Annotated in this window: 24 protein-coding genes; 14 read left to right on the top strand and 10 right to left on the bottom strand. The window is 60.4% G+C overall.

Annotated elements, in window-relative coordinates; all coding sequences use genetic code 11:
• Positions 1-135 precede the first annotated feature (135 nt).
• From hutH (TU84_RS01620) to TU84_RS01555, 14 genes are all read left to right on the top strand, one after another.
• Entirely contained in the window at positions 136-1668 is a 1533-nt protein-coding gene (gene hutH / locus TU84_RS01620) for a histidine ammonia-lyase (protein ID WP_088500358.1), read from the top strand.
• A 46-nt stretch (positions 1669-1714) separates the two neighbouring features.
• A complete protein-coding gene (locus TU84_RS01615; protein ID WP_048366750.1) occupies positions 1715-2683 on the top strand; it encodes an ABC transporter substrate-binding protein in 969 nt (322 codons plus the stop codon).
• Positions 2684-2736: 53 nt separating this feature from the next.
• Positions 2737-3588, top strand: a complete 852-nt coding sequence (locus TU84_RS01610; RefSeq protein ID WP_048366749.1) for an ABC transporter permease — start codon at positions 2737-2739, stop codon at positions 3586-3588.
• Positions 3585-4415, top strand: coding sequence for a quaternary amine ABC transporter ATP-binding protein (locus tag TU84_RS01605; RefSeq protein WP_053225176.1), 831 nt, complete (start codon positions 3585-3587; stop codon positions 4413-4415). The genes TU84_RS01610 and TU84_RS01605 overlap by 4 nt, the downstream gene beginning before the upstream one ends.
• 17 nt (positions 4416-4432) lie before the next feature.
• Positions 4433-5977, top strand: coding sequence for a histidine ammonia-lyase (hutH, locus tag TU84_RS01600; RefSeq protein ID WP_048366748.1), 1545 nt, complete (start codon positions 4433-4435; stop codon positions 5975-5977).
• A 20-nt stretch (positions 5978-5997) separates the two neighbouring features.
• A complete protein-coding gene (gene hutI / locus TU84_RS01595; RefSeq protein ID WP_048366747.1) occupies positions 5998-7197 on the top strand; it encodes an imidazolonepropionase in 1200 nt (399 codons plus the stop codon).
• Positions 7198-7208: 11 nt separating this feature from the next.
• Positions 7209-8015, top strand: a complete 807-nt coding sequence (hutG, locus tag TU84_RS01590; protein ID WP_048366746.1) for an N-formylglutamate deformylase — start codon at positions 7209-7211, stop codon at positions 8013-8015.
• A 236-nt stretch (positions 8016-8251) separates the two neighbouring features.
• Complete coding sequence (gene pip / locus TU84_RS01585) at positions 8252-9223, top strand: prolyl aminopeptidase (RefSeq protein ID WP_048366745.1); 972 nt, start codon at positions 8252-8254, stop codon at positions 9221-9223.
• On the top strand, positions 9220-9657 hold the full coding sequence (dtd, locus tag TU84_RS01580; RefSeq protein WP_048366744.1) for a D-aminoacyl-tRNA deacylase: 438 nt from the start codon (positions 9220-9222) through the stop codon (positions 9655-9657). Before pip ends, dtd begins: the two co-directional genes overlap by 4 nt.
• Positions 9658-9945: 288 nt before the next feature.
• Complete coding sequence (locus TU84_RS01575; protein WP_153330846.1) at positions 9946-11634, top strand: glucan biosynthesis protein G; 1689 nt, start codon at positions 9946-9948, stop codon at positions 11632-11634.
• Positions 11627-14179 carry a glucans biosynthesis glucosyltransferase MdoH gene (mdoH, locus tag TU84_RS01570; RefSeq protein ID WP_048366742.1) on the top strand — a complete coding sequence of 851 codons (2553 nt, stop codon included), beginning with the start codon at positions 11627-11629 and terminating at the stop codon, positions 14177-14179. Before TU84_RS01575 ends, mdoH begins: the two co-directional genes overlap by 8 nt.
• Before the next feature lie 304 nt (positions 14180-14483).
• The gene (locus TU84_RS01565) at positions 14484-15281 is read left to right on the top strand and encodes a transporter substrate-binding domain-containing protein (protein ID WP_048366741.1); all 798 of its coding nucleotides are present in this window, start codon (positions 14484-14486) and stop codon (positions 15279-15281) included.
• A gap of 109 nt (positions 15282-15390) precedes the next feature.
• Entirely contained in the window at positions 15391-16350 is a 960-nt protein-coding gene (locus TU84_RS01560) for an amino acid ABC transporter permease (RefSeq protein ID WP_371924553.1), read from the top strand.
• Positions 16343-17077, top strand: coding sequence for an amino acid ABC transporter ATP-binding protein (locus TU84_RS01555; protein ID WP_048366739.1), 735 nt, complete (start codon positions 16343-16345; stop codon positions 17075-17077). Before TU84_RS01560 ends, TU84_RS01555 begins: the two co-directional genes overlap by 8 nt.
• Positions 17078-17158: 81 nt before the next feature.
• Here the strand turns inward: TU84_RS01555 and TU84_RS01550 are convergent, their stop codons facing one another.
• The 10 genes from TU84_RS01550 to ubiE form a co-directional block, all read right to left on the bottom strand.
• The gene (locus TU84_RS01550) at positions 17159-18724 is read right to left on the bottom strand and encodes a methyl-accepting chemotaxis protein (protein WP_048366738.1); all 1566 of its coding nucleotides are present in this window, start codon (positions 18722-18724) and stop codon (positions 17159-17161) included.
• 234 nt (positions 18725-18958) lie between these two features.
• Complete coding sequence (locus TU84_RS01545) at positions 18959-19669, bottom strand: 16S rRNA (uracil(1498)-N(3))-methyltransferase (RefSeq protein WP_048366737.1); 711 nt, start codon at positions 19667-19669, stop codon at positions 18959-18961.
• Positions 19666-20478, bottom strand: coding sequence for a twin-arginine translocase subunit TatC (gene tatC, locus TU84_RS01540; RefSeq protein ID WP_048366736.1), 813 nt, complete (start codon positions 20476-20478; stop codon positions 19666-19668). The genes TU84_RS01545 and tatC overlap by 4 nt, the downstream gene beginning before the upstream one ends.
• Positions 20479-20482: 4 nt before the next feature.
• Positions 20483-20914, bottom strand: a complete 432-nt coding sequence (gene tatB / locus TU84_RS01535) for a Sec-independent protein translocase protein TatB (protein ID WP_048366735.1) — start codon at positions 20912-20914, stop codon at positions 20483-20485.
• A gap of 10 nt (positions 20915-20924) precedes the next feature.
• Positions 20925-21203, bottom strand: a complete 279-nt coding sequence (locus tag TU84_RS01530; protein ID WP_048366734.1) for a twin-arginine translocase TatA/TatE family subunit — start codon at positions 21201-21203, stop codon at positions 20925-20927.
• Positions 21204-21225: 22 nt separating this feature from the next.
• A complete protein-coding gene (locus TU84_RS01525) occupies positions 21226-21558 on the bottom strand; it encodes a phosphoribosyl-ATP diphosphatase (RefSeq protein WP_048366733.1) in 333 nt (110 codons plus the stop codon).
• Positions 21551-21952, bottom strand: coding sequence for a phosphoribosyl-AMP cyclohydrolase (gene hisI, locus TU84_RS01520; protein ID WP_048366732.1), 402 nt, complete (start codon positions 21950-21952; stop codon positions 21551-21553). Before hisI ends, TU84_RS01525 begins: the two co-directional genes overlap by 8 nt.
• Positions 21953-22014: 62 nt before the next feature.
• Positions 22015-23622 (bottom strand): ubiquinone biosynthesis regulatory protein kinase UbiB, encoded by a 1608-nt coding sequence (gene ubiB, locus TU84_RS01515; protein WP_048366731.1) that lies wholly within the window; start codon positions 23620-23622, stop codon positions 22015-22017.
• Complete coding sequence (locus tag TU84_RS01510; protein WP_048366730.1) at positions 23619-24242, bottom strand: ubiquinone biosynthesis accessory factor UbiJ; 624 nt, start codon at positions 24240-24242, stop codon at positions 23619-23621. The genes ubiB and TU84_RS01510 overlap by 4 nt, the downstream gene beginning before the upstream one ends.
• Positions 24242-25012, bottom strand: a complete 771-nt coding sequence (gene ubiE, locus TU84_RS01505; RefSeq protein ID WP_048366729.1) for a bifunctional demethylmenaquinone methyltransferase/2-methoxy-6-polyprenyl-1,4-benzoquinol methylase UbiE — start codon at positions 25010-25012, stop codon at positions 24242-24244. The genes TU84_RS01510 and ubiE overlap by 1 nt, the downstream gene beginning before the upstream one ends.
• Positions 25013-25116 lie beyond the last annotated feature (104 nt).

Genomic DNA, 25116 nt, shown 5'->3' with positions numbered 1-25116 from the left:
GGTGCATATCCCTTGTGGGAGCGGGCTTGCTCGCGATGCAGGTTGTGATGCATTCGCGAGCAAGCCCGCTCCCACGGAGTGCATACACTCAACGCAGCGATTAACGGCCCGGACCCTTTTCCAAGGAGCATCAATGTGAACCGTTTAAACCTGATCCCCGGCCAACTGAGCCTTGCCCAACTGCGTGACATTTATCAGCAGCCGGTAAGCCTCAGCCTGGACGACAGCGCTAGCGCGCAGATTGATGCCAGCGTGGCGTGTGTGGAGCAGATCCTTGCCGAGCACCGCACCATTTACGGCATCAACACCGGTTTTGGTTTGCTGGCGTCGACAAAAATTGCCAGCGAAGACCTGGAAAACCTCCAGCGTTCCCTGGTGCTGTCCCATGCTGCGGGTGTCGGTGAGCCGCTCAGCGATGACCTGGTGCGCCTGATCATGGTGCTCAAGGTCAACAGCCTGAGCCGTGGCTTTTCGGGGATCCGCCGGGTGGTGATCGATGCCCTGATCGCGCTGATCAATGCCCAGGTGTACCCGCATATTCCGCTCAAGGGCTCGGTTGGCGCTTCGGGCGATTTGGCGCCGTTGGCGCACATGTCGCTGGTGCTGTTGGGGGAGGGCAAGGCGCGTTACAACGGTGAATGGCTGGAGGCTGGTGCCGCGCTGAAGCAGGCGGGTCTTAAGCCTCTGACGCTGGCGGCCAAAGAAGGCCTGGCCTTGCTCAATGGCACGCAGGTGTCGACAGCCTTTGCCCTGCGCGGGCTGTTTGAAGGCGAAGATCTGTTTGCCGCCGCCATCGCCTGCGGCAGCCTCACGGTTGAAGCGGTGCTGGGCTCGCGCTCACCTTTTGATGCGCGCATCCATGCCGCGCGTGGTCAACGTGGGCAAATCGATGCCGCCGCGCTGTACCGCGACCTGCTGGGGGCGAGCAGCGAAGTGTCCGAATCGCACAAAAATTGCGACAAGGTTCAAGACCCGTATTCCCTGCGTTGCCAGCCACAAGTGATGGGCGCCTGCCTGACACAGTTGCGTCAGGCGGCCGAGGTGCTGGGCATTGAAGCCAACGCTGTGTCGGATAATCCGCTGGTGTTTGCCGAACAGGGCGATGTGATCTCTGGCGGCAACTTCCACGCCGAGCCGGTCGCCATGGCCGCCGATAACATGGCCTTGGCCATTGCTGAAATCGGTGCCCTGAGCGAGCGACGCATCTCGTTGATGATGGACAAACACATGTCGCAATTGCCACCGTTTCTGGTGGCCAACGGCGGCGTCAATTCGGGCTTCATGATTGCCCAAGTGACCGCGGCCGCATTGGCCAGCGAGAACAAGGCGCTGGCGCACCCGCACAGCGTCGACAGCATTCCCACCTCGGCCAACCAGGAAGACCACGTATCGATGGCTCCGGCGGCGGGTAAGCGCTTGTGGGACATGGCCGAAAACGTTCGCGGCGTGCTCGCCGTGGAATGGCTGGCCGCCTGCCAGGGCCTGGACCTGCGCACTGGCCTCAAAACCTCCCCCAAACTCGAAATCGCCCGCACCACCCTGCGCAGCAAAGTGGCGTTTTATGAAAAAGACCGCTTCTTCGCGCCCGACATCGACGCCGCCCAGCAATTACTGGCGTCGCGGTGCCTCAATGAACTGATCGTGCGCCAGACCCTGCCCAGCTTGTAGGCGTCGATTACCCCCATTGGCCATTAATGATTAGGAGTGTCACACAATGAAAATCTACAAGACTCTGCTGACTCCATTACTTTCCCTCAGCGTGTTGGTTGCTGCAGGCACCGCCCAGGCGGCCACCTGGTGTGAATCCGGCAAACCGGTGAAATTTGCCGGGCTCAACTGGGAGAGCGGCATGCTCTTCACCGACCTGATGCAGTTCGTGCTGGAAAAAGGCTACGGCTGTAAAACCGACAGCTTGCCGGGCAACTCCATCGCCATGGAAAACGCCCTGAGCAGCAACGACATTCAAGTGTTTGCCGAAGAGTGGGTGGGCCGCAGCAACGTCTGGGTCAAGGCCGAGAAGGCCGGCAAAGTGGTGGGCGTCGGCGCTCCGGTGGTGGGCGCCGTTGAAGGCTGGTACGTGCCGCGCTACGTGATCGAAGGCGATGAGAGCCGCAAGATCAAAGCCAGCGCGCCTAACTTGAAGTCGATCGCTGATTTGGCGCAGTACGCCTCGGTGTTCAAAGACCAGGAAGAACCGACCAAGGGCCGCTTCTACAACTGCCCGGCGGGCTGGACCTGTGAGCTGGACAACAGCGCCATGCTCAAGGATTACGGCCTGGAAAACAGCTACACCAACTTCCGCCCGGGCACCGGCCCGGCCCTCGATGCGGCCGTGCTGTCGAGCTACCGCCGTGGCGAGCCGATCCTGTTTTACTACTGGTCACCAACCCCGCTGTTGGGCAGCGTTGACTTGGTCAAGCTGGACGAGAAACCCGGTGTCGACAAGCACGTAGACATCAAGGTGGGCGTCTCCAAAACCTTCAGCGAGCAAGCGCCTGAACTGGTCGCGGTGCTGGAGAAGGTCAACCTGCCGATTGATCTGCTCAACCAGAATCTGGCCCGCATGAGCAAAGAACGCATCGACTCGGCAAAACTGGCCAAGCTGTTCCTCAAGGAACATCCGGAAGTCTGGCACGCCTGGGTCGATGAAGACGCTGCCAAAAAAATCGAAGCGGCGCTATGAGAGCGGACGCTGTAGCTGTGGATAACGTCCCTTTCATTTGATCGAGAGTCTTTATGTTTCCCGAACGTTTTACATTCTCTGTAGCGGACTGGGTCAACGGCTGGGTTGACGCGCTGGTGGCCAACTATGGCGATGTGTTCCGGCATATTTCCGACACCTTGCTGTGGGCCATCGTCAACCTCGAAACCGTGCTGCGCATGGCGCCGTGGTGGCTGGTGCTGGCCGTCGTTGCGGGCATTACCTGGCACGCAACACGCAAGGCAACCACCACGGCGGTGATTGTCGGGTTGCTGTTTTTGGTGGGTGCCGTGGGCTTGTGGGACAAGCTGATGCAAACCCTGGCATTGATGCTGGTGGCCACCTTGATTTCGGTATTGATCGGCATCCCGCTGGGCATTCTGGCGGCGCGCAGCAATCGCTTGCGCGCAGTGCTGATGCCGGTGCTCGACATCATGCAGACCATGCCGAGCTTCGTGTATTTGATCCCGGTGCTGATGCTGTTTGGCCTGGGCAAGGTGCCGGCGATTTTCGCCACTGTGATCTACGCCGCGCCGCCGCTGATTCGCCTGACCGACTTGGGCATTCGCCAGGTCGACGGTGAAGTCATGGAAGCCATCAACGCCTTTGGCGCCAACCGCTGGCAGCAACTGTTCGGCGTGCAACTGCCGCTGGCCATGCCGAGCATCATGGCCGGTATCAATCAGACCACGATGATGGCGCTGTCGATGGTGGTCATCGCGTCGATGATTGGCGCCCGTGGCTTGGGCGAGGACGTGCTGGTGGGCATTCAAACGCTCAACGTCGGCAAAGGGCTGGAGGCCGGGCTGGCAATCGTGATTCTGGCGGTGGTGATCGACCGCATTACCCAGGCGTATGGCCGCCCACGGCATGAGATGAGCAAATGAACATGACCACGCCTTCCAAAATTGAAGTCAAAAACGTGTTCAAGATTTTTGGCAGCCGCTCTAAAGAAGCGCTGGCCTTGATCCAGCAGCACAAAACCAAAGACCAGGTGCTGGCCCAGACCGGCTGCGTGGTGGGGGTCAATGACCTGTCGCTGAGCATCGGCACCGGCGAGATCTTCGTCATCATGGGCCTGTCGGGCTCGGGCAAATCGACCTTGGTGCGCCACTTCAACCGCCTGATCGACCCCACCAGCGGGGCAATCCTGGTGGACGGCCAGGACATCCTGCAATACGACATGGAAGCCCTGCGCCAATTTCGCCGCCACAAAATCAGCATGGTGTTCCAGAGCTTCGGTTTATTGCCGCACAAGAGCGTGCTCGACAACGTGGCCTACGGCCTCAAAGTGCGCGGCGAAAGCAAAGCCCTGTGCGCCGAGCGCGCCTTGCACTGGATCAATACCGTGGGCCTCAAGGGCTACGAAAGTAAATACCCGCACCAACTGTCGGGCGGCATGCGCCAGCGTGTGGGGCTGGCCCGGGCCTTGGCCGCCGACACCGACATCATCTTGATGGACGAGGCGTTCAGTGCCCTCGACCCGTTGATCCGCGCCGAAATGCAGGACCAACTGCTGGAGCTGCAAAAGACCCTGCACAAAACCATCGTGTTCATCACCCATGACCTCGATGAAGCGGTGCGTATCGGCAACCGGATTGCGATTCTCAAGGACGGGCGGCTGATTCAGGTGGGCACGCCCAAGGACATTCTTCATTCCCCGGCCGATGATTATGTGGACCGTTTTGTTCAACGCCGTGCCGTGGCCGTTTAGCGTTAGAAAGGTGAGCGATGAGTAACGTACAGAATGAAGCACCCGTGATCGCTGCGGTGATCATCGACAACGCCCGCCTGCGCTGGCAAGACGTGGTCGCGGTTGCCCGGCATGGCGCGCGGCTGGAGCTGTCGGCGCAGGCCTGGGCGCGCATCGACAACGCGCAGGCCATCGTGCAGCGCATTGTCCAGAGCGGCGAACGTGCTTACGGCATCAACACCGGCCTGGGCGGTTTGAGCAACGTTTCGTTGCAGCACGAGCAACTCAGCGCGCTGTCGCGCAACACCTTGCTCAGCCATGCCTGCGGCGTCGGCCCGGCGCTGAGCAATGAACAGACCCGCGCGATCATCTGCGCGGCGGTCATTCAATACAGCCAGGGCAAATCCGGCCTGCACCGCCAGGTGGTCGAAGCGCTGCTGGCGCTGCTCAACCACCAGATCACCCCGCAAGTACCGTCCCAGGGTTCGGTCGGCTATTTGACCCACATGGCGCACATCGGCGTCGGCCTGCTGGGCGTGGGCGATGTCAGCTACCGTGGGCAGATCGTCCCCGCGCAGCAAGCGTTGGCCGCCGAAGGCTTGAGCCCGGTGCAACTGGGCGCCAAAGACGGCCTGTGCCTGGTCAATGGCACACCGTGCATGACCGGCCTGAGCTGCCTGGCGCTGGCCGATGCCGCGCAGGTGTTGCAGTGGGCTGATGTGACCGGCGCCATGAGTTTTGAAGCGCTGCGCGGCCAGATCGACGCCTTCGACCCTGAGATCCTCGCACTCAAGCCCCACGCGGGCATGCAGCAGGTTGGCCGCCACTTGCGCCGCTTGCTGGCTGACAGCGAGGTCATCGCCAGCAGCAAAGGCGTGCGCACCCAGGACGCCCTGAGCCTGCGCTCAATCCCGCAGGTGCATGGCGCCGCACGGGACCAGTTCAATCACTCGGTGGTGCAGATCGAGACCGAGCTCAACTCGGTCAATGACAACCCGATGGTGCTGGGCACGCCCGACGCCTACCGGGTGGTCAGCCAGGCCAACCCGCACGGGCAGTCCGTTGCGCTGGCCGCCGACGGGCTGGCCATCGCCATGGCCGAAATCGGCTCGATTGCCGAGCGCCGGCTCGACCGTCTGATCAACCCGCATGTCAGCGACCTGCCGGCGTTTTTGGTCAGCCAGCCGGGCGTCAACTCGGGAATGATGATCACCCAGTACGTCGCCGCCTCGTTGTGTGCGCAAAACCGCCAGTTGGCGCAACCCGCCGTGCTCGACAACTACGTGACCTCGGCCCTGCAGGAAGACCACTTGAGCCTGGGCACCAATGCTGCGCTCAAGCTGTTGCAAGTGCTGGAGAACGCTACCCAGGTGCTGGCCATCGAGTACTTGCTGGCTGCGCAGGCGTTTGAGTTCCATCAGCCCAAGCACTTCGGTGCCGGTACCCAAGTGGCCTGGCGGTTACTGCGTGAACACGTTGCGCCTTACGATCAAGACCGCTGGCTGGCCCCTGACATTGCCAAGAGCGCGGCGATCCTCAAAGACCCGCACGCGTTGCAGCCACTGGCCGCATACCTGGCGTGAGTCATCAAGGGAGTGATGCAATGAAAACGCTTTGGCAACACTGCAATGCCGCGACCATGGCCAATGGCACGTATTCGATCATCGAAGACGCCGCCATCGTGACCCGCGAGGGCTTCATTGAGTGGATCGGCCCGCGCCAGCAGGTCCCCGCCGGTGAATACGGCCACACCATCGGCCTGGACGGCGCGTGGGTCACGCCGGGGCTCATCGACTGCCACACCCACACGGTGTTTGGCGGCAACCGCAGTGGCGAGTTTGAGCAGCGCCTGCAAGGCGTGAGCTATGCCGAAATCGCCGCTGCCGGCGGCGGCATAGCCAGCACCGTGCGTGCGACCCGTGCCGCCAGCGAAGATGAATTGTTCGCCAGTGCGCGTCAGCGTTTGCTGAATTTGCTGCGCGACGGCGTGACCACGGTCGAGATCAAGTCCGGTTATGGCCTGAGCCTGGAGAGCGAGCGCAAAATTTTGCGGGTGATTCGCCGTTTGGGCCAAGAACTGCCAGTGACGGTGCGCAGCACCTGTTTGGCAGCGCACGCCTTGCCGCCCGAGTACAAAGACCGGGCAGACGATTACATAGAGCATATTTGCACGCACATGCTCCCCGCACTGGCCGCCGAAGGGCTGGTAGATGCGGTGGATGCGTTCTGCGAGTACCTGGCGTTCTCGCCAGAGCAAGTCGAGCGGGTGTTCAAGGTGGCGCAGCAACTGGGCTTGCCGGTCAAACTGCATGCCGAGCAACTGTCGTCGCTGCATGGCTCAAGCCTGGCGGCGCGTTATCAGGCGTTGTCGGCGGACCATCTGGAGTTCATGACCGAAGAAGACGCTGTTGCCATGGCTCAATCCGGGACAGTCGCCGTGCTGTTGCCGGGGGCGTTCTACTTTTTGCGCGAAACCCAGTTGCCACCCATGGAGGCCCTGCGCGAACACGGGGTAAAAATCGCCATCGCCAGCGACCTCAACCCCGGTACGTCGCCGGGCTTGTCGTTGCGCTTGATGCTGAACATGGCCTGCACCCTGTTTCGCATGACCCCCGAAGAGGCGCTGGCAGGCGTGACTCAGCACGCCGCCACGGCCTTGGGCCTGGGCGAGAGCCACGGCTCGCTGGAGCCCGGCAAAGTGGCCGACTTTGTCGCCTGGAACATTGATCGCCCGGCAGACCTTGCGTATTGGTTGGGCGGGGATCTGGACAAACGCGTCGTTCGCAACGGCGTCGAGCTTTAGGAGAACAGGCTGTGGATAAGGTTCTGACATTCAAACAAGGCCGCGTGCCGTTGCTGATCAGCATGCCCCACGCGGGCATAAAACTGACCCCGGCGGTGCAGGCGGGCTTGATCCCCGAAGCGCAAAGCCTGCCGGACACGGACTGGCACATCCCCAAGTTGTACGAATTTGCCGCAGAACTGGGGGCCAGCACCTTGGCGGCCGAGTATTCGCGGTTTGTGATCGACCTCAACCGCCCCGAAGACGACGCGCCCATGTACGTGGGCGCGACCACCGGGTTGTTCCCGGCCACGCTGTTTGACGGCGTGCCGTTGTTTCGCGAAGGGCAAACGCCATCCGAGCAAGAGCGGGCGACTTACCTGGAGCGCATCTGGCAGCCGTATCACCAAACCTTGCAGCAAGAACTCAAACGCCTCAAAGACCAGTTTGGTTACGCGTTGCTGTTTGACGCGCACTCCATCCGCTCGCATATCCCGCACTTGTTTGAGGGGCGCTTGCCGGATTTCAACCTGGGGACGTTCAATGGGGCGAGCTGTGCGCCGCAACTTGCGGGTGATCTTGAAGCGATCTGTGCCGAACACCCGGCTTATCGTTATGTGCTCAACGGGCGCTTCAAGGGTGGCCACATCACCCGGCATTACGGCAGCCCGGCGGACAACATCCATGCCGTGCAACTGGAATTGGCCCAAAGCACCTACATGGAAGAGTTCGAACCCTTCAACTACCGCGAAGACCTGGCGGCGCCGACGCAGGGGGTGCTCAAGCAATTGCTGACGCGGATGATCGAGTGGGGCCAGGAGCGCTACGTGAAGGACTGATGGTCTGAAACCTGTGAGGTGGGAGCGGGCTTGCTCGCGATCCAGGCAACGCGGTCCGGCAGGCAGGCCGCGTTGATCCTTTCGCGAGCAAGCCCGCTCCCACAGGATTCTGTGGGGTCTTCAACAGGATTTTTATAACCCCATGCTCATTCCGCCAATCGGGTTTATGATGCCAAACGGCACTATTTTTTGATGTCCCCACCAGGGATGACCTCAACCCTCCCGCGGAGTGTGTAATGCAGACCTTGTTCCCGCAGATCAAACCCTACGCCCGGCACGATCTTGCTGTTGATGGGCCGCATGTCTTGTATGTCGACGAAAGCGGTACGCCCGACGGCCTGCCGGTGGTCTTTGTGCACGGCGGGCCGGGGTCGGGATGTGACGCCAACAGCCGCTGTTATTTCGATCCGGGCGTGTACCGCATCATTACCTTCGATCAGCGCGGCTGCGGGCGTTCGACTCCGCATGCCAGCCTGGACAACAACACCACGTGGGATCTGGTCGCTGACATGGAGCGGATTCGTCTGTTTCTGGGCATCGACAAGTGGGTGCTGTTTGGCGGCTCCTGGGGCTCGACCCTGTCGCTGGCCTACGCGCAAAGCCATCCGGATCGGGTTCATGGCCTGATCCTGCGCGGTATCTTTTTGGCCCGCCCGCAAGAAATTGAATGGTTCTACCAGGCCGGTGCCAGCCGTCTGTTCCCGGATTACTGGCAGGACTACATCGCGCCGATTCCGCCGGAGGAACGCGGCGACTTGCTCGGCGCCTTCCACAAGCGCCTGACAGGCAATGACCAGATCGCGCAAATGCACGCGGCCAAGGCCTGGTCGACCTGGGAGGGCCGCACCGCGACGCTGCGCCCCAACCCGCAAGTGGTTGAGCGCTTCTGCGACCCGCACCGGGCGCTGTCGATTGCCCGCATCGAATGCCACTACTTCACCAACAGCGCGTTCCTTGAGCCGGATCAACTGATCCGCGACATGCACAAAATCGCCCATTTGCCGGGCGTGATCGTGCATGGCCGCTACGACGTGATTTGCCCGCTGGACAACGCCTGGGAGCTTCACCAGAACTGGCCGGGCAGCGAGCTGCAAGTGATCCGCGAAGCCGGCCACGCAGCGTCTGAGCCCGGTATTACCGATGCCTTGGTGCGGGCTGCCGAGCAAATGGCTCGCAGCCTGCTCAACTTGCAGCCGGACGAAGCATGAAGGGTCTGCTGCAACGCGTCAAAGGCGCGCGGGTAGAGGTGGGCGGGGAGATTGTCGGTTCGATTGATCAGGGTTTGCTGGTGCTGTTGGCCGTCGAACCCGAGGACACCGAGGCCCATGCGGCCAAAATGCTGCACAAGCTGCTCAATTACCGGGTGTTCAGCGATGTCGAGGGCAAAATGAACCTGTCGCTGAAGGATATCGGCGGCGGCTTGCTGCTGGTGTCGCAATTTACCCTGGCCGCCGACACCAAAAGCGGCTTGCGCCCCAGCTTCTCCACCGCGGCCCCTCCGGCAATGGCCAAGGCGATGTTTGAGCACGTCGTGGCCGAAGCCAAACACCAGCATCCGACGGTTGAATCAGGCCGTTTTGGCGCCGATATGCAGGTGCATTTGGTCAATGATGGCCCTGTGACATTTCTGTTACAGATCTAAAACCTTGAAAATCTGTGTTTTCGTCAGAAAACATTAAGTTTTAGTTAGAAATACTTGGCGACAATAGATGCGTTGTAACGCGGGCTACTAGATAATCCCCGACTACCATAGAGACTAATCCGACACGTCAGGGGAATCATTCTTCCCTTTGACGGTCGGAACAGTGCTCGCCAACCCGGCATTTAGATCGCTGGCCGTTGGTTTCATCATCTGTTTTCGGCGAGGTTGCTCGTGATTGTTAGTCCATTAAATGCACCAAAAAGGTCTGCCAAGCGGTTACGCAACGCACTGGTGACGGGCTCTGCGCTCTTTTGCTTGCTCGGTGCGGGTCAACTGTGGGCCTTCAGTCTGGATGACGTAGCGGTTCAGGCTAAAGCCCTGGCCGAACAGAAATACCAAGCGCCGCGCAGCAATCTGCCAAACGAATTCCGTGACATGAAATTCGCGGACTATCAAAAGATTCAGTTCAAGCGCGAGAAATCCCAGTGGGCGGGCGACAAGACCCCGTTCAAGCTGTCCTTCTATCACCAGGGCATGCATTTCGACACGCCGGTGAAAATCAACGAAGTGACCGCCGACAAGGTTGAAGAGATCAAGTACGACCCGAGCCGTTTTGATTTCGGCGACGTCAAATTCGACCCTAAAGCCACCGAGAACCTCGGCTGGGCCGGTTTCCGCGTGTTGTACCCGATCAACAAGGCCGACAAACAAGACGAAATCATGACCATGCTGGGCGCGAGCTACTTCCGCGTGATCGGCAAAGGTCAGACTTACGGCTTGTCGGCACGTGGCATGGCGATTGATACCGCGCTGCCATCGGGCGAAGAGTTCCCGCGCTTTACCGAGTTCTGGGTTGAACGCCCAAAACCCAACGACAAACACCTGGTGATCTTCGCCTTGCTGGATTCGCCACGGGCGACCGGTGCCTACCGCTTCATCCTGCGCCCTGGCGTAGACACAGTGGTGGACGTGAAGGCGCAAATGTACCTGCGTGACAAAGTGGGCAAGCTGGGCATCGCTCCGCTGACCAGCATGTACCTGTTTGGTGCGAACCAGCCGTCCAAAGTCCTCAACTACCGCCACGAGCTGCACGACTCGTCGGGCCTGGCGATCCATGCCGGCAACGGTGAGTGGATCTGGCGTCCGCTGAACAACCCGAAACACCTGTCGGTGAGCAACTTCGCCGTTGAGAACCCGCGCGGCTTTGGTTTGCTGCAACGTGGCCGTGACTTCAGCCAGTTCGAAGACCTCGATGACCGCTACGACAAGCGTCCAAGCGCCTGGATCGAGCCACAAGGTGACTGGGGCAAGGGGTCGGTTGACCTGGTAGAAATCCCGACGGCTGACGAAACCAACGACAACATCGTTGCGTTCTGGAGCCCGGGCACTCTGCCAGAGCCAGGCAAGCCGTTTGACTACGCTTACCGCCTGCACTGGACCCTGGACGAAGCAGCACTGCACCCGGCTGACAGCGCCTGGGTTAAACAAACCATGCGTTCGACCGGTGACGTCAAGCAATCCAACCTGATCCGTCAGCCTGACGGCAGCGTGGCTTACCTGGTGGACTTCGAAGGCCCGGCGCTGGCCAAACTGCCTGCCGATGCGCCTGTGCGCAGCCAGGTGAGTGTGGGTGACAACGCTGATCTGGTTGAAAACAACCTGCGTTACAACCCGGAAACCAAAGGCTGGCGCTTGACCCTGCGCTTGAAAGTCAAAGACCCGAGCAAGTCCACGGAACTGCGTGCGGCACTGGTCCAGGACGTTGAGCAAGCTCCGGCAACCGTGGCCAAGGCTGAGAAAGTGGCGGCCAAGGTGCACGAGAAGAAAGAGCCAAAAGAAGCAAAAGCCAAGGACGCCAAGGATGCCAAGGGCACCCCGGCGCCTGCCGCCGAAGCTGCCCCTGCCACCCCAGAGCCGGTGAAGACTGAAAAAGTACTGACCGAGACCTGGAGCTATCAGTTGCCAGCCGATGAGTAATGCTCACTCTCAGCCAGTCTCGCTTGGCGAGTATCTGGCCCATCTGCCACTGAACGATGAGCAGCGCGCCGAACTGGCGAGCTGCACCTCGTTCGCCGAGTTGCATGAACGCCTGTCGGCGCGCCCGGACATCGACACTGCCGAGGCCGCCCAGGCTTCGGTGGCTTCGCGTCTGAACCTGAGCACGGCCCAAGAGCTTGAGGACGCAGAAATGCTCGCCCTCGATGCCAGTGGCCGGGTGATGCTCAAGGCTACGCCGCCGATTCGTCGTACCAAGGTGGTCCCGGAGCCATGGCGCACCAATATTCTGGTGCGTGGCTGGCGCCGCCTGACCGGGCGCAGCAACCCTGCGTTGCCGAAAAAAGACGAAAATGTGCTGCCCAAGGCTCGCTGGCGTACGGTGGGTTCGATCCGCCGTTACATCCTGCTGGTGCTGATGCTGGGTCAGACCATCGTTGCGGGCTGGTACATGAAAGGCATCATGCCGTACCAGGGCTGGTCATTTGTTGACTTGGAAGAGGTGCTCCACCAGCCGTTGCTGCAAACCGCACAACAAGTGCTGCCGTACGCCTTGCAGACCAGCATCCTGATCCTCTTCGGGATTTTGTTTTGCTGGGTGTCTGCGGGCTTCTGGACCGCCCTGATGGGCTTCCTTGAACTGCTGACAGGGCATGACAAGTACCGTATTTCCGGCGCCAGCGCTGGCGATGAGCCGATCCCTGAGCAAGCGCGTACAGCGCTGGTGATGCCGATTTGTAACGAAGACGTCACCCGTGTGTTTGCGGGCTTGCGGGCAACGTTTGAATCGGTGGCTGCCACAGGTGATCTGGACCGCTTTGACTTCTTTGTCCTGAGCGACAGTAACGACCCCGATATTTGTGTCGCAGAACAACAGGCCTGGCTGGATGTGTGCCGCGAGACAGAGGGCTTCGGGCGGATTTTCTATCGCCGTCGTCGCCGTCGTGTGAAGCGTAAAAGCGGCAACCTCGACGACTTCTGCCGTCGTTGGGGCGGTGATTACAAGTACATGGTGGTGCTCGACGCCGACAGCGTCATGAGCGGCGAATGCCTGACCAGCCTGGTGCGCTTGATGGAAGCCACACCCGACGCAGGCATTATCCAGACCGCGCCACGGGCGTCGGGCATGGACACCCTGTATGCACGTATGCAGCAGTTTGCAACGCGCGTATACGGCCCGCTGTTCACCGCCGGTTTGCACTTCTGGCAGTTGGGTGAATCCCACTACTGGGGCCACAACGCGATCATCCGCATGAAGCCGTTTATCGAGCACTGCGCCCTGGCGCCGTTGCCGGGCAAGGGCGCGTTTGCGGGGGCGATTCTGTCCCACGACTTCGTTGAAGCCGCGCTGATGCGCCGTGCCGGTTGGGGCGTGTGGATCGCTTATGACTTGCCGGGCAGCTACGAAGAACTGCCGCCTAACTTGCTGGACGAACTCAAGCGTGACCGCCGCTGGTGCCACGGTAACTTGATGAACTTCCGCCTGTTCCTGGTTAAAGGCATGCACCCGGTGCACCGTGCGGTGTTCCTGACCGGCGTGATGTCTTACTTGTCGGCGCCGTTGTGGTTCTTCTTCCTGCTGCTGTCGACGGCCTTGCTGGCGGTCAACACGTTGATGGAACCGCAGTACTTCATGGAGCCTCGCCAGCTGTATCCGTTGTGGCCACAATGGCACCCGGAAAAGGCAGTCGCGCTGTTCTCGACCACCATCGTGTTGCTGTTCCTGCCTAAACTGCTGAGCATCATCCTGATCTGGGCCAAGGGCGCCAAAGAGTTTGGCGGCAAGTTCAAGGTCACCGTGTCGATGCTGCTCGAAATGCTTTTTTCGATGCTGCTGGCGCCGGTGCGCATGATCTTCCACACCCGTTTCGTTCTGGCTGCCTTCCTGGGCTGGGCCGCGACCTGGAACTCGCCACAACGTGACGACGATTCCACGCCGTGGAGCGAAGCGGTACGCCGTCATGGCCCGCAAACCCTATTGGGTGCTGCGTGGGCCTGCGTGGTGTTGTGGCTGAACCCGAGCTTCCTGTGGTGGCTGGTGCCGATTGTCGGCTCGCTGATGCTGTCGATTCCGGTGTCGGTGCTTTCCAGCCGGGTTAAGCCGGGCCTCAAGTCGCGTGACGAAAAGCTGTTCCTGATCCCTGAGGAATACGCGCCGCCGCGTGAGTTGTCGGCGACCGAGGAGTACACCCACGAGAACCGCTACCACGCGCTTCACGATGGCTTTGTACGGGCCGTGGTGGACCCGCAGCAAAATGCCCTGGCGTGCGCCTTGGCGACCTCGCGTCACCGTGAAGCCGAGCCGATCGAATGGCTGCGCGCCGAGCGCGTGCGTCATGCGATCAAGGTCGGCCCGAACGGTTTGAACAACAACGAGCGTATGGCGTTGTTGAGCGACCCGGTGGCGTTGGCCCGCCTGCACGCGTTGGTGTGGACTGACGGTCACGAGGACTGGCTCAAAGCCTGGCGTGATTCGGTGGCCGCCGATAACCACGCACCGTTGCTGGCGTTGCAGCCAGCGGCGTGATCCAAAGCACAAACCCCACGAAAGTGGGGTTTGTGCTTTTGTAGTCCCAGCCTTTGGCTGCGAAGGGTTGCGGAGCAACCCGTTCCCTTGAACCCCCACACATCTCATCGCAGCCTTCGGCAGCGACTACGGGGTTGGTTTTTACGCCCCGCCTGTCGTGCTTTTAACGCGCAAAACTCGTCTCAAAACCTTCTGTGAGTTAGCATCCGTCCCCGAATGGGTGAGTGCCCGGCTTTGTTGGCTTTATCAAGCAAACCCGCCGCAGGCCAACACCTTTATTGAGTCGGTTGAGGGGAGGTTGATGATGAAGAAGTTTCTGACGAAACTGCTGTGCGGCGCCACTGCATTACTGGCAGTCAGCGCAGCCCATGCAGGCGCCATTGACGACGCGGTCAAGCGCGGCACGCTGAAAGTCGGTATGGACCCAACGTACATGCCGTTTGAAATGACCAACAAGCGCGGTCAGATCATTGGTTTTGAAGTTGACCTGCTCAAAGCCATGGCCAAGTCCATGGGCGTCAAGCTGGAACTGGTGTCCACGGCCTACGACGGTATCATCCCGGCCCTCATGACCAACAAGTTCGACATGATCGGCAGCGGCATGACCCTGACCCAAGAGCGCAACCTGCGCCTGAACTTCAGCGAACCCTTCATTGTTGTGGGCCAAACCTTGCTGATCCGCAAGGAACTGGCAGACAAGGTCAAGTCCTACAAAGACCTCAACGATCCACAGTACCGCCTGACCTCCAAAATCGGCACCACGGGTGAAATCGTCGCGCGCAAGCTGATGTCCAAAGCCCAGTACCACGGTTACGACAACGAGCCAGAAGCGGTGCTGGACGTGGTTAACGGCAAGGCTGACGCGTTTATCTACGACGCGCCTTACAACGTTGTAGCGGTCAACAAGTTCGGCAACGGCAAGCTGGAGTTCCTCGACAAGCCGTTCACCTACGAGCCGTTGGCGTTTGGTCTGAAGAAAGGCGACTACGACAGCATCAACTACATCAATAACTTCCTGCACCAGATCCACGAAGACGGCACCTACGATCGCATCCATGACAAGTGGTTCAAAGACACCGCTTGGCTCAAAGACATGGAATAAGGCTGTTAAACCATTCGTCAACTTGCTCGCGCCTGCACACCACCTGTAGGCGCGGGCTTGCTCGCGATGGCGGCCTCCCTAGCGACACAAAACGTGGAACCTGAAAGTGATCAAACAAAAGAAAGCCCAGTGGCCCTGGCACGTCTTGACCGTGCTAATCCTCATCGGTCTGGCGGGGGCGCTGTATTACGCCACCTCGCTGATGTCCTACGAGTGGCGCTGGAACCGAGTCCCGCAGTACTTCGCCTATCAGGCCGAAGAAGCTCAGCGGGCCGCTGAAACCTCCACCGTGATCGAAGTGATACACAACGGCGGCAAAGCCGAAGTCGTGCTGCGCGGCGACGATGGCGCTGAACAGCGTCTGACCGTTGCTGACAACAGCCTGCAACTGGCTGAAGGCGACGATGTCGCTGAAGGCGATGTGATCGGTGTGAACCGACATTGGGCTGCCGGGCCGCTGCTGCTGGGCCTGTGGACCACCGTTTGGCTGTCGCTGGTGTCTGGCGTGCTGGGTTTGCTGATCGGGCTGGCCACGGGCCTGTGCCGGCTGTCAAACAACCCGACCCTGCGCGACCTGTCGACGTTGTACGTCGAGCTGGTACGCGGTACGCCGTTGCTGGTGCAGATTTTTATCTTCTACTTCTTTATTGGCACCGTGCTGAACCTGTCCCGCGAATTTGCCGGCATTGCCGCGCTGTCGCTGTTCACGGGCGCGTACGTGGCCGAAATCATCCGCGCGGGCGTCCAGTCCATCGCCCGTGGGCAAAACGAAGCGGCACGCTCGCTGGGCCTTAACGCCAGTCAGTCGATGCGCTACGTGGTCCTGCCGCAAGCGTTCAAACGGGTGTTGCCGCCGTTGGCCGGGCAATTTATCAGCCTGGTCAAAGACACCTCGCTGGTGTCGGTGATTGCGATTACCGAGCTGCTCAAAAGTGGTCGCGAAGTCATCACCACCTCGTTCTCGCCGTTTGAAATCCTGTTCTGCGTGGCGGGCCTGTACTTGTTGATCAACCTGCCGCTGTCGCACTTCGCCAGCCGGCTTGAGCGGAGGCTCGCGCAAAGTGATTGAAGTTCGCGAACTGGTAAAAGTCTTCGACACCCGCGGGCACATCGTACGCGCGGTCGACAACGTCACCACCAAGGTCGACAAGGGCGAAGTGCTGGTGGTGATCGGCCCGTCCGGCTCCGGCAAATCGACCTTTCTGCGCTGCCTCAATGGCCTGGAAGAGTTCGACTCGGGCTCCGTCAGCATTGATGGCGTAGACCTGGCCGACCCGAAAACCGACGTCAACGCCTACCGGCGCGAAGTCGGCATGGTGTTCCAGCATTTCAACCTGTTCCCGCACATGACCGTGCTCGAAAACCTCTGCCTGGCGCAGAAAGTCGTGCGCAAGCGCGGCAAGGCCGAGCGTGAAGCCAAGGCCCGTGCGCTGCTGGAGAAAGTCGGGATCGGGCAGAAGGCCAACGAGTTCCCGTCGCGCCTGTCGGGCGGCCAGCAACAGCGTGTGGCCATTGCCCGTGCGCTGGCGATGGAACCCAAGGTTATGTTGTTTGACGAACCCACCTCGGCACTCGACCCGGAGATGGTCGGCGAAGTGCTCGACGTGATGAAGACCCTGGCCCTGGAAGGCATGACCATGGTCTGCGTGACCCACGAAATGGGCTTTGCCCGTGAAGTAGCGAACCGCGTGCTGTTCTTCGATCATGGCAAACTGCTGGAAGACTCCGCCCCGGAAGACTTCTTCAACTCGCCAAAAGACCTGCGCGCCCAAGCGTTCTTGCGCCAAGTCTTGTAACGCCAATCCCCGTAGGAGCGAGCTTGCCTCGCGATCTTTTAAACAATCAAAAGATCGCGAGACAAGCTCGCTCCTACCGGTTCAGACCCTGAATCGCCCCACCAACGTCTGCAGATGCGTGCCCAAACGCGCCAGCTCAATGCTCGACGCGGCGGTTTCTTCGCTGGCGGCGGCCGTCTGATCTGACACATCACGCACATTCAGCACGCTGCGGTTGATCTCTTCCGCCACGGTACTCTGCTGCTCGGCGGCAGCCGCAATTTGCTGGTTCATGCCCTGAATGGCCGACACGGTACGGGTGATGTTGCCCAGCGACTGGCCTGCACTGCGGGTCAGTTCGACGCTGCTGTCGGTGAGGGTGCGGCTGCTGTCCAGGCGACTTGAGACCTGCTGTGTGCTGCTTTGCAGGCCGGCAATCAGCTCTTCGATTTCCTCGGTTGATTGCTGCGTACGTTGCGCCAGGCTACGCACCTCGTCGGCCACCACCGCAAAGCCGCGCCCGGCTTCACCGGCCCGTGCCGCCTCAATGGCCGCGTTCAGGGCCAGCAGGTTGGTTTGCTGGGCCACCGACTTGATCACGTCCAGCACGCTGCCAATCTTGTCGCTTTCGCGCTTGAGGTGATCCATGGCCTCGGTGGAGTGCGCAACTTCTACGGCGAGCTTCTCGATCTGCGCGATGGCTTGTGCAACCACCGTGTCGCCTTCGTGGGCCTGCTTGTCGGCAGCACCGGCGGCTTCACTGGCTTCTTCGGCATTACGGGCTACTTCTTGCACCGTCGCGGCCATTTCGTTCATGGCGGTGGCCACCTGGTCGGTTTCGACCTTCTGGCTGTTAACCCCGGCGCTAGTTTGCTCAGTGACCGCGGACAGCTCTTCCGCAGCGCTGGCAATCTGGGTGACGCCATCGCGAATTCCGCCAATCAGCTCACGCAGGCCTTCGGTCATGTTCTGGATGGACTTCTGCAACTGCCCCAGCTCATCGCGGCGCTCAGTTTTAGTGTCATGGGACAGGTCACCGGCGGCGATGTACTCAACAGCCTTAAGCGTGCGTTGCAGCGGTACCACGATTTGGCGGGTAATGATCCAGGCCGCAATGATCCCGATCAGCAGCGCCAGCACGGCACAACTGACCAGCAGCGTTCTGGCCTGCTGGCTGTCTCTGTCACGCTTGGCGGTTTGCAGTGCCGAGAGCTTTTGGCTCAGGTCGATCAGGTTATTGCCTTGCAGGTGCATGCGCTCCAGCGCCTGATCGGTATTTTTACCTTGCGCCAGGTCATCGAAGGCCCGTTTGTACTCGGCGGCGGCACTGATCTGCTGATCGACCAGCGCCAGGTCTTCAGGCATGGTCAGCTGTTTACGCGACGAAACCAGAATAGTGTCCAGCTCGCGCAAGCGCTCATCCACCTGGTGCTGGGCATCGGCCTGGTGAGTGAGTTGATAATCGAGCCGCGCAATGCGCAGGTCTTTGGTCAGTCCGATGATCCTGGAGATGCTGGCCAGTTTGTCGCCCCGTTCAATCACCGACGCCAGGCCATTCCAGCCGGCGGCGGCGATCAACACGGTCAGAACCAGCACCAGGCCGAAACCCAGGCTGAGTTTACGATTGACGCTCATATTGCCGAGTAGGTGGGCTAATCGACGGTACATGGTGCTGCTCCTTTAAGGACCTGGATCGAGAGACGCAAAGTTGTCCGTTGCTTTGCGGTGCTCGTGACTTCACAGCGCATCGGCGTCCCGGCAGATAACTGTAGAACGGCTGTCGAATATGTGATCCAGGTCGCAAGAAGTGGCTTATTGCCATATAGGGAGCGAGGCCGCTCGCTAGCCTCGTAGTCGCTGACGAGGAACGAGGCTGCGAAACGGCCGTAGAGATTAGTGGGCTTAGAACAACCGGGCGAGGAGGGCGGTGACGGCGGTTTCGACCCGCAGGATGCGGGCGCCGAGTTGTACCGGTTGCAGCCCGGCGTTGACCAGCAGGTCGATCTCGTAAGGGATCCAGCCACCTTCCGGGCCGATGGCCAGGGTGACGGCTTCGTTCAGGCCGCGTGGGCAGTCGGGGTAATTGCCGGGGTGGCCGACCAGGCCCAAAGTGCCGTCGGCCATGGCCGGCAGGCGGTCTTCGACAAACGGTTTGAAGCGTTTTTCGATGATGACTTCAGGCAGCACGCTGTCGCGGGACTGCTCAAGGCCCAGGATCAATTGCTCGCGTATGGCCTCGGGCTCCAGAAACGGGGTTTGCCAGAAGCTCTTTTCAACCCGGTAACTGTTGACCAGCACGACCTTGGGCACGCCCATGGACGCCACCGTCTGGAGTACCCGGCGCAACATTTTCGGCCGGGGCAGGGCCAGCAGCAGGGTCAGCGGGAGCTTTGGCGGCGGGGGCTGGTCGAGACTGAGGATCACCAGCTCTGCCTCTTTGGCTTCAAGGCGCACCAGTTCGGCGCTGCCCATCAAACCGCCAATCCGGCCCACGCGCAGGGTGTCGCCCACCGCTGCACGGTGCACGTCCTGCATGTGGGTCAGGCGCCGGTCGCGCAGGATCACGCGGTCGGCGGCAATGAAGTCAGCCTCTTCGAGGAGCAGCAGGTTCACGGCTGCGGTGCTGGCGGTTGGGCGTTGCTGTCACTGTCAGCCGGCTCTTCTTCGTCGCCGCGCTTGTTTTTGCTGATCAGGCTGCCAAACAGAATGCCTATCTCAAACAGCATCCACATCGGCACGGCCAGTAGCGTCTGCGAAAAGATGTCTGGCGGGGTCAGGATCATGCCGACCACGAAGCAGCCGATGATCACGTACGGACGGATCTTGCGCAGGTATTTGACGTCGACGATGCCGATCCAGACCAGCAGTACCACAGCCACCGGAATTTCAAAGGCCACGCCAAAGGCAAAAAACAGGGTCATGACGAAATCAAGGTAACTGCTGATGTCGGTCATCATGGCCACGCCTTCAGGGGTCGCGGCAGCAAAGAACTTGAACACCAGCGGGAAGACCAGGAAGTAGGCAAACGCCATACCGGCATAGAACAAAAAGATGCTGGAGATCAGCAGCGGTACGGCAATGCGCTTTTCATGCTTGTACAGGCCCGGCGCAATAAAGCCCCAGATCTGGTGCAGGATCACCGGAATGGCAATAAACAGCGAGACCATCATGGTCAGCTTGAGCGGCGTGAGGAACGGCGAGGCCACGTCGGTGGCGATCATCGTGGCGCCCACCGGCAGGTATTCACGCAGCGGCGTGGAGACCAGGGTGTAGATCTGCTGCGTAAAGGCAAACAAGGCGATGAAGATCAGAAAGACCGCCGCAATACAGCGCAACAAACGGGTACGCAGCTCGGTCAGGTGCGAGACCAGCGGCATTGGCTGGTCGTGTTCGGGCTGCTCGTTTTTGGAGGAGTCGCTCATGCGCTTAGGGGGCTCGCGGTGGCAGGGTTGGGTCGTGTGGCGCAGGCGCGTGAGGCGCTGGCCCGGCCTCGGTCTCGCTCAGGCTGGTCGGTGCCGGGCTGGCAGGCTCCGGGTGAGCCAGCGGGGCCACAGGCGCGGCTGCGGGGGCTGCCACAGGCTCTGTCGGCACCACGGGCGGCACCGTCGGCTGGAGCGGAGCCAAGATCTTCTTGGCTTCCTCTTCCATCGACAAGATGTGTTCGTTGTGCAACTGGCGACGGATCTCGTCAGCGCCGATTTCACGTTCAACTTCCTGTTTGATCGCATTGAAACTGCGTTTCAAGCGTCCGATCCACAGGCCGGCGGTGCGTGCAGCACCCGGCAGGCGCTCGGGGCCCAGCACCACGAGGGCTACAAGGCCGACGAGCAGCAGTTCACTGAAGCTGATACCGAACATGGGTTTTGGCTCACACGTCTTTGCGGGTCGGCTCTTCGACTTTTTGTGCCTGCACGTCGATGGTGTGCGGCTCATTCAGGGTCGAAGTGGTGTGCGGTGTCGGTGCGGCAGTTGGCTGCGCAGGAGGAACCACGGGTTCGGCAGGCTTTTCGTCGTCGTTCATGGCTTTGCGAAAGCCTTTGATTGACTCGCCCACGTCGGTGCCCAGATTTTTCAGTTTTTTGGTGCCGAAGACCAGGACCACGACTACCAGAATGACGATCCAGTGTTTCCAGTCAAAAATGCCCATGCTGTGCTCCTTGAAAAAGGGTTTAGGCGGAAGGCCGGGAGGCTTTTTCCACGTGTCCGGAAGTGCCGATGCGGCGCTCCAGTTCATCCAGTACCGCCTGAGGATGCTGGCCCAGCTGGGCGAGCATGATCATGCTGTGGAACCATAAATCAGCCGTTTCGTAGATGACATCGCTGCAGTCACCGCTGATGGCAGCATCTTTGGCGGCAATGATGGTTTCGACCGACTCTTCGCCGACTTTTTCCAGGATCTTGTTCAAACCCTTGTGGTACAGGCTGGCGACATAGGAGCTGTCTGGCGTGGCGCCTTTGCGTGCTTCGAGCACTTGGGCGACGCGGTTCAGGGTGTCAGTCATGGGAGTGGCCTGCGTGATAAATGGCGTTCGGGTCTTTAAGTACCGGATCAACGGTCTTCCATTCGGCGTTTTCGTAAACGCGGTAGAAGCAGCTTTGACGGCCGGTATGGCAGGCGATGTCGCCGATTTGCTCAACCATCAGGATGATCACATCAGCGTCGCAGTCCAGGCGCATTTCATGCAGCTTTTGCACGTGGCCTGATTCTTCGCCTTTGCGCCACAGTTTGCCACGCGAGCGTGACCAGTAGATGGCACTGTTTTCTGCCGCGGTCAGGCTCAGGGCCTCGCGGTTCATCCAGGCCATCATCAGCACACGTCCGGTTTTATGGTCTTGGGCAATTGCAGGCACCAGGCCATCGTTGTCCCATTTGATCTCGTCCAGCCAGTCTTTCATGTTTGACTCCGCACTCGCGATGCCCACAGTTTGCCAGCCTCTCTCAAGAGTGACCAGAATTCCTACGATCGGCGCACGATCAGGTAAAGGCCCACCACCAGCAGGATACCCGCCGGCCAGTAACCGATGCTGCCCAAAGGTCCGACAGTTGCCAGTAAGGCGCCTGCGACCACATGCCCGGCGCCCAGCAGGCGCAAGAACCAGCCGTCCCGGGGCTCACGCACCGCCAGCGGCTGGTTTTTGGCGTGAGGTTGCGACATACGTTCCAGCAGGTCGCGGGTCATGCCCGCCAGATGCGGGATCTGCTCGACCTGGCTGTGCAGGTTGCGCAGCAGGGTTTTGGGGCTGACGCGCTCGCGCATCCAGCGTTCAAGGAACGGCTGCGCGGTGCTCCACAGGTCAAGGTCGGGGTATAGCTGGCGGCCCAGGCCTTCGATGTTAAGCAGGGTTTTTTGTAACAAAACCAACTGCGGCTGGACTTCCATGTTGAAGCGCCGAGCGGTCTGGAACAGGCGCATCAGCACCTGACCAAAGGAAATTTCTTTGAGCGGCTTCTCGAAAATCGGCTCGCACACGGTGCGGATCGCCGCCTCAAACTCGTTGAGCTTGGTGTTCGCAGGCACCCAGCCCGAGTCGATGTGCAGTTGGGCCACACGCCGGTAATCACGCTTGAAGAAGGCAAACAGGTTGCGCGCCAGGTAGTCCTGGTCTTCGGGGGTCAGGCTGCCGACGATGCCACAGTCGATGGCGATGTATTGCGGGCTCCACGGGCTGACCGTGCTGACGAAGATGTTGCCAGGGTGCATGTCGGCATGGAAAAAACTGTCACGAAACACTTGGGTGAAGAAGATCTCGACCCCGCGCTCGGCCAGCAGCTTCATGTCGGTGCGCTGGTCGGCCAAGGCCGCCAGATCGGTGACTTGCAGCCCGTAGATGCGCTCCATGACCAGCACCTTGGGGCGGCACCAGTCCCAGTAAATCTGCGGTACGTAGAGCAGCGGCGAACCTTCGAAGTTGCGCTTGAGCTGGCTGGCGTTGGCCGCCTCGCGCAGCAGGTCGAGTTCGTCGTAGATGGTTTTTTCGTAATCGCTGACCACGTCTACCGGGTGCAGCAGGCGCGCATCCGCGCTCAGGCGCTCGGCGGTCTTGGCCAGAATAAACAGCCAGGCCAGGTCAGAGCCGATGATCGGCTTGAGGCCCGGGCGGACGACTTTGACCACGACCTCTTCGCCGGTTTTGAGTTTGGCGGCGTGCACCTGGGCCACCGAGGCTGAGGCCAGCGGTTCAATGTCAAAACGGCTAAAGACTTCGCTGATTTTGGCGCCAAGCTGTTCTTCGATCAGCTTGACCGCCAGTTCCGGGTCGAACGGCGGAACGCGGTCTTGCAACAGCATCAACTCATCGGCGATGTCCGGTGGGAGCAAGTCGCGACGGGTCGACAGAATTTGCCCGAACTTGATAAAGATCGGTCCTAAGTCCTGCAAGGCCAACCGTAGGGCTGCGCCTCGGCTCAGTTCCAGCTTTTTACGCGGGAACCAGCGCCACGGCAGGGCATAACGCAGCGACAACAGCCACCACGGCAAGGGCAGAGCAAACAGCAGGTCATCCAGGCGGTAGCGAATGACGACGCGCTGGATGCGAAACAAACGGCGTATGGCAAGCAGCTTCATGCGTGATCGCTGGGCTTGAGGGATCGGCTGAGGCGCTCAAAGCGTGCCTCCAGGCGGTCCAGGTCGAGTTTAAGTCGGTCGATTTGCTCAAAGCGCGCTTGCGCTTCACGTTCGCCGACCAAGGTGCGGGCTTCTTCGCTCAGGTATTCGGCCAGGTTCTGATTGAGGCTGGCGAAACCTTGCTGGTACCAGTTGGCGCGACTGCGCAGGTGGCCGCCGATCAACGCCGTAGGCACAGGGCCGATCCAGCGTGAGAGTTCGTACTCCCAGTCCAGCTCAAGATCTTGCAGCACGGCGGCCAGCGCCATCAACGCGGCGCTGTCGCCTTCGAGGTCGACCTGCGGGCTGTGCAACACCGCGCTTTTGTCTTTGCTCAAGGCCAGGCGCAGCAGGGTCGACGTCGGGGCACGCAAGGTGCAGTCGGCGTCGGCGGCCCACTCAGCGGCCAGCATCAGGCCTTCATCGCTGGGCAGGATAAACAGCTGAACCGTCGGGCTGCTGCCGCGCACCGCAATGACCTTGCCGGTCAACGGGCGCAAGCGTGCCAAGGCCGTGCTGTCCAGGCGCAATACCCGGTTAACGCCGGTTTCGACGCTGGCGAGAAGGCCGCGCAGCAACATCAGGGCTTGATGCCGCGGTGCAGTGCGACGATACCTGAGGTCATGTTGTGATAGGTCACGCGGTCAAAACCGGCCTCGACCATCATCGACTTCAGCGTCTCCTGGTTCGGGTGCATGCGGATCGACTCAGCCAGGTAGCGGTAGCTGTCGGCATCGTTGAGCACCAGCTTGCCGACCATGGGCATAAAGGCGAACGAGTAGGCGTCGTAAACCTTGGACATCAGCGCGTTGGTCGGCTTGGAGAACTCCAGCACCAACAGGCGGCCGCCCGGCTTGAGCACACGCAGCATGGAGCGCAGCGCGTCTTCTTTGTGGGTCACGTTACGCAGGCCAAAGGCGATGGTCACGCAGTCGAAGTGGTTGTCCGGGAACGGCAGCTTTTCGGCGTCGGCCTGAACGAACTCGATATTGCCGGCAACGCCTTTGTCCAGCAGGCGATCACGGCCTACCTTGAGCATCGAGGCGTTGATGTCGGCCAGTACCACGTGGCCGGTCGGGCCGACCAGTTGCGAGAACTTGCGCGCCAGATCGCCTGTACCGCCGGCGATGTCCAGCACCTTGTTGCCAGGGCGTACACCCGACAGCTCGATGGTGAAACGCTTCCACAGACGGTGCATGCCGCCCGACAAAACGTCGTTCATCAGGTCATATTTACCGGCTACGGAGTGGAAAACCTCGGCGACTTTGTCGGCCTTTTGGCTTTCCGGCACGTTCTTGAAGCCGAAGTGAGTGGTGGGTTCGGCATCGCTGCCTTTGCGCTGATCAGTCATATCGCTGTCACCAGAAGAGAATGCTGGCCATTCTAATCCCGGTAGCCGGCTTTGTCTTGGCGAGGGTCAATGTAAGTATAGTGATCGACTTTTTTACGAGGAAA

Origin of the sequence: Pseudomonas helleri (genome assembly GCF_001043025.1) — a bacterium.
GTDB lineage: Bacteria > Pseudomonadota > Gammaproteobacteria > Pseudomonadales > Pseudomonadaceae > Aquipseudomonas > Aquipseudomonas helleri.
Note: the sequence above shows the minus strand (reverse complement) of the source record. Positions and strands in the feature narration are given on the sequence as shown.

Excerpts from the sequence above, each read along its gene's own strand:
- TU84_RS01615 (WP_048366750.1), top strand. The coding sequence starts at position 1,715 with ATGAAAATCTACAAGACTCTGCTGACTCCATTACTTTCCCTCAGCGTG.
- TU84_RS01610 (WP_048366749.1), top strand. The coding sequence starts at position 2,737 with ATGTTTCCCGAACGTTTTACATTCTCTGTAGCGGACTGGGTCAACGGC.
- TU84_RS01605 (WP_053225176.1), top strand. The coding sequence starts at position 3,585 with ATGAACATGACCACGCCTTCCAAAATTGAAGTCAAAAACGTGTTCAAG.
- hutH (WP_048366748.1), top strand. The coding sequence starts at position 4,433 with ATGAGTAACGTACAGAATGAAGCACCCGTGATCGCTGCGGTGATCATC.
- hutI (WP_048366747.1), top strand. The coding sequence starts at position 5,998 with ATGAAAACGCTTTGGCAACACTGCAATGCCGCGACCATGGCCAATGGC.
- pip (WP_048366745.1), top strand. The coding sequence starts at position 8,252 with ATGCAGACCTTGTTCCCGCAGATCAAACCCTACGCCCGGCACGATCTT.
- dtd (WP_048366744.1), top strand. The coding sequence starts at position 9,220 with ATGAAGGGTCTGCTGCAACGCGTCAAAGGCGCGCGGGTAGAGGTGGGC.
- mdoH (WP_048366742.1), top strand. The coding sequence starts at position 11,627 with ATGAGTAATGCTCACTCTCAGCCAGTCTCGCTTGGCGAGTATCTGGCC.
- TU84_RS01565 (WP_048366741.1), top strand. The coding sequence starts at position 14,484 with ATGAAGAAGTTTCTGACGAAACTGCTGTGCGGCGCCACTGCATTACTG.
- TU84_RS01550 (WP_048366738.1), bottom strand. The coding sequence starts at position 18,724 with ATGTACCGTCGATTAGCCCACCTACTCGGCAATATGAGCGTCAATCGT.
- tatC (WP_048366736.1), bottom strand. The coding sequence starts at position 20,478 with ATGAGCGACTCCTCCAAAAACGAGCAGCCCGAACACGACCAGCCAATG.
- tatB (WP_048366735.1), bottom strand. The coding sequence starts at position 20,914 with ATGTTCGGTATCAGCTTCAGTGAACTGCTGCTCGTCGGCCTTGTAGCC.
- TU84_RS01530 (WP_048366734.1), bottom strand. The coding sequence starts at position 21,203 with ATGGGCATTTTTGACTGGAAACACTGGATCGTCATTCTGGTAGTCGTG.
- TU84_RS01525 (WP_048366733.1), bottom strand. The coding sequence starts at position 21,558 with ATGACTGACACCCTGAACCGCGTCGCCCAAGTGCTCGAAGCACGCAAA.
- hisI (WP_048366732.1), bottom strand. The coding sequence starts at position 21,952 with ATGAAAGACTGGCTGGACGAGATCAAATGGGACAACGATGGCCTGGTG.
- ubiB (WP_048366731.1), bottom strand. The coding sequence starts at position 23,622 with ATGAAGCTGCTTGCCATACGCCGTTTGTTTCGCATCCAGCGCGTCGTC.
- TU84_RS01510 (WP_048366730.1), bottom strand. The coding sequence starts at position 24,242 with ATGTTGCTGCGCGGCCTTCTCGCCAGCGTCGAAACCGGCGTTAACCGG.
- ubiE (WP_048366729.1), bottom strand. The coding sequence starts at position 25,012 with ATGACTGATCAGCGCAAAGGCAGCGATGCCGAACCCACCACTCACTTC.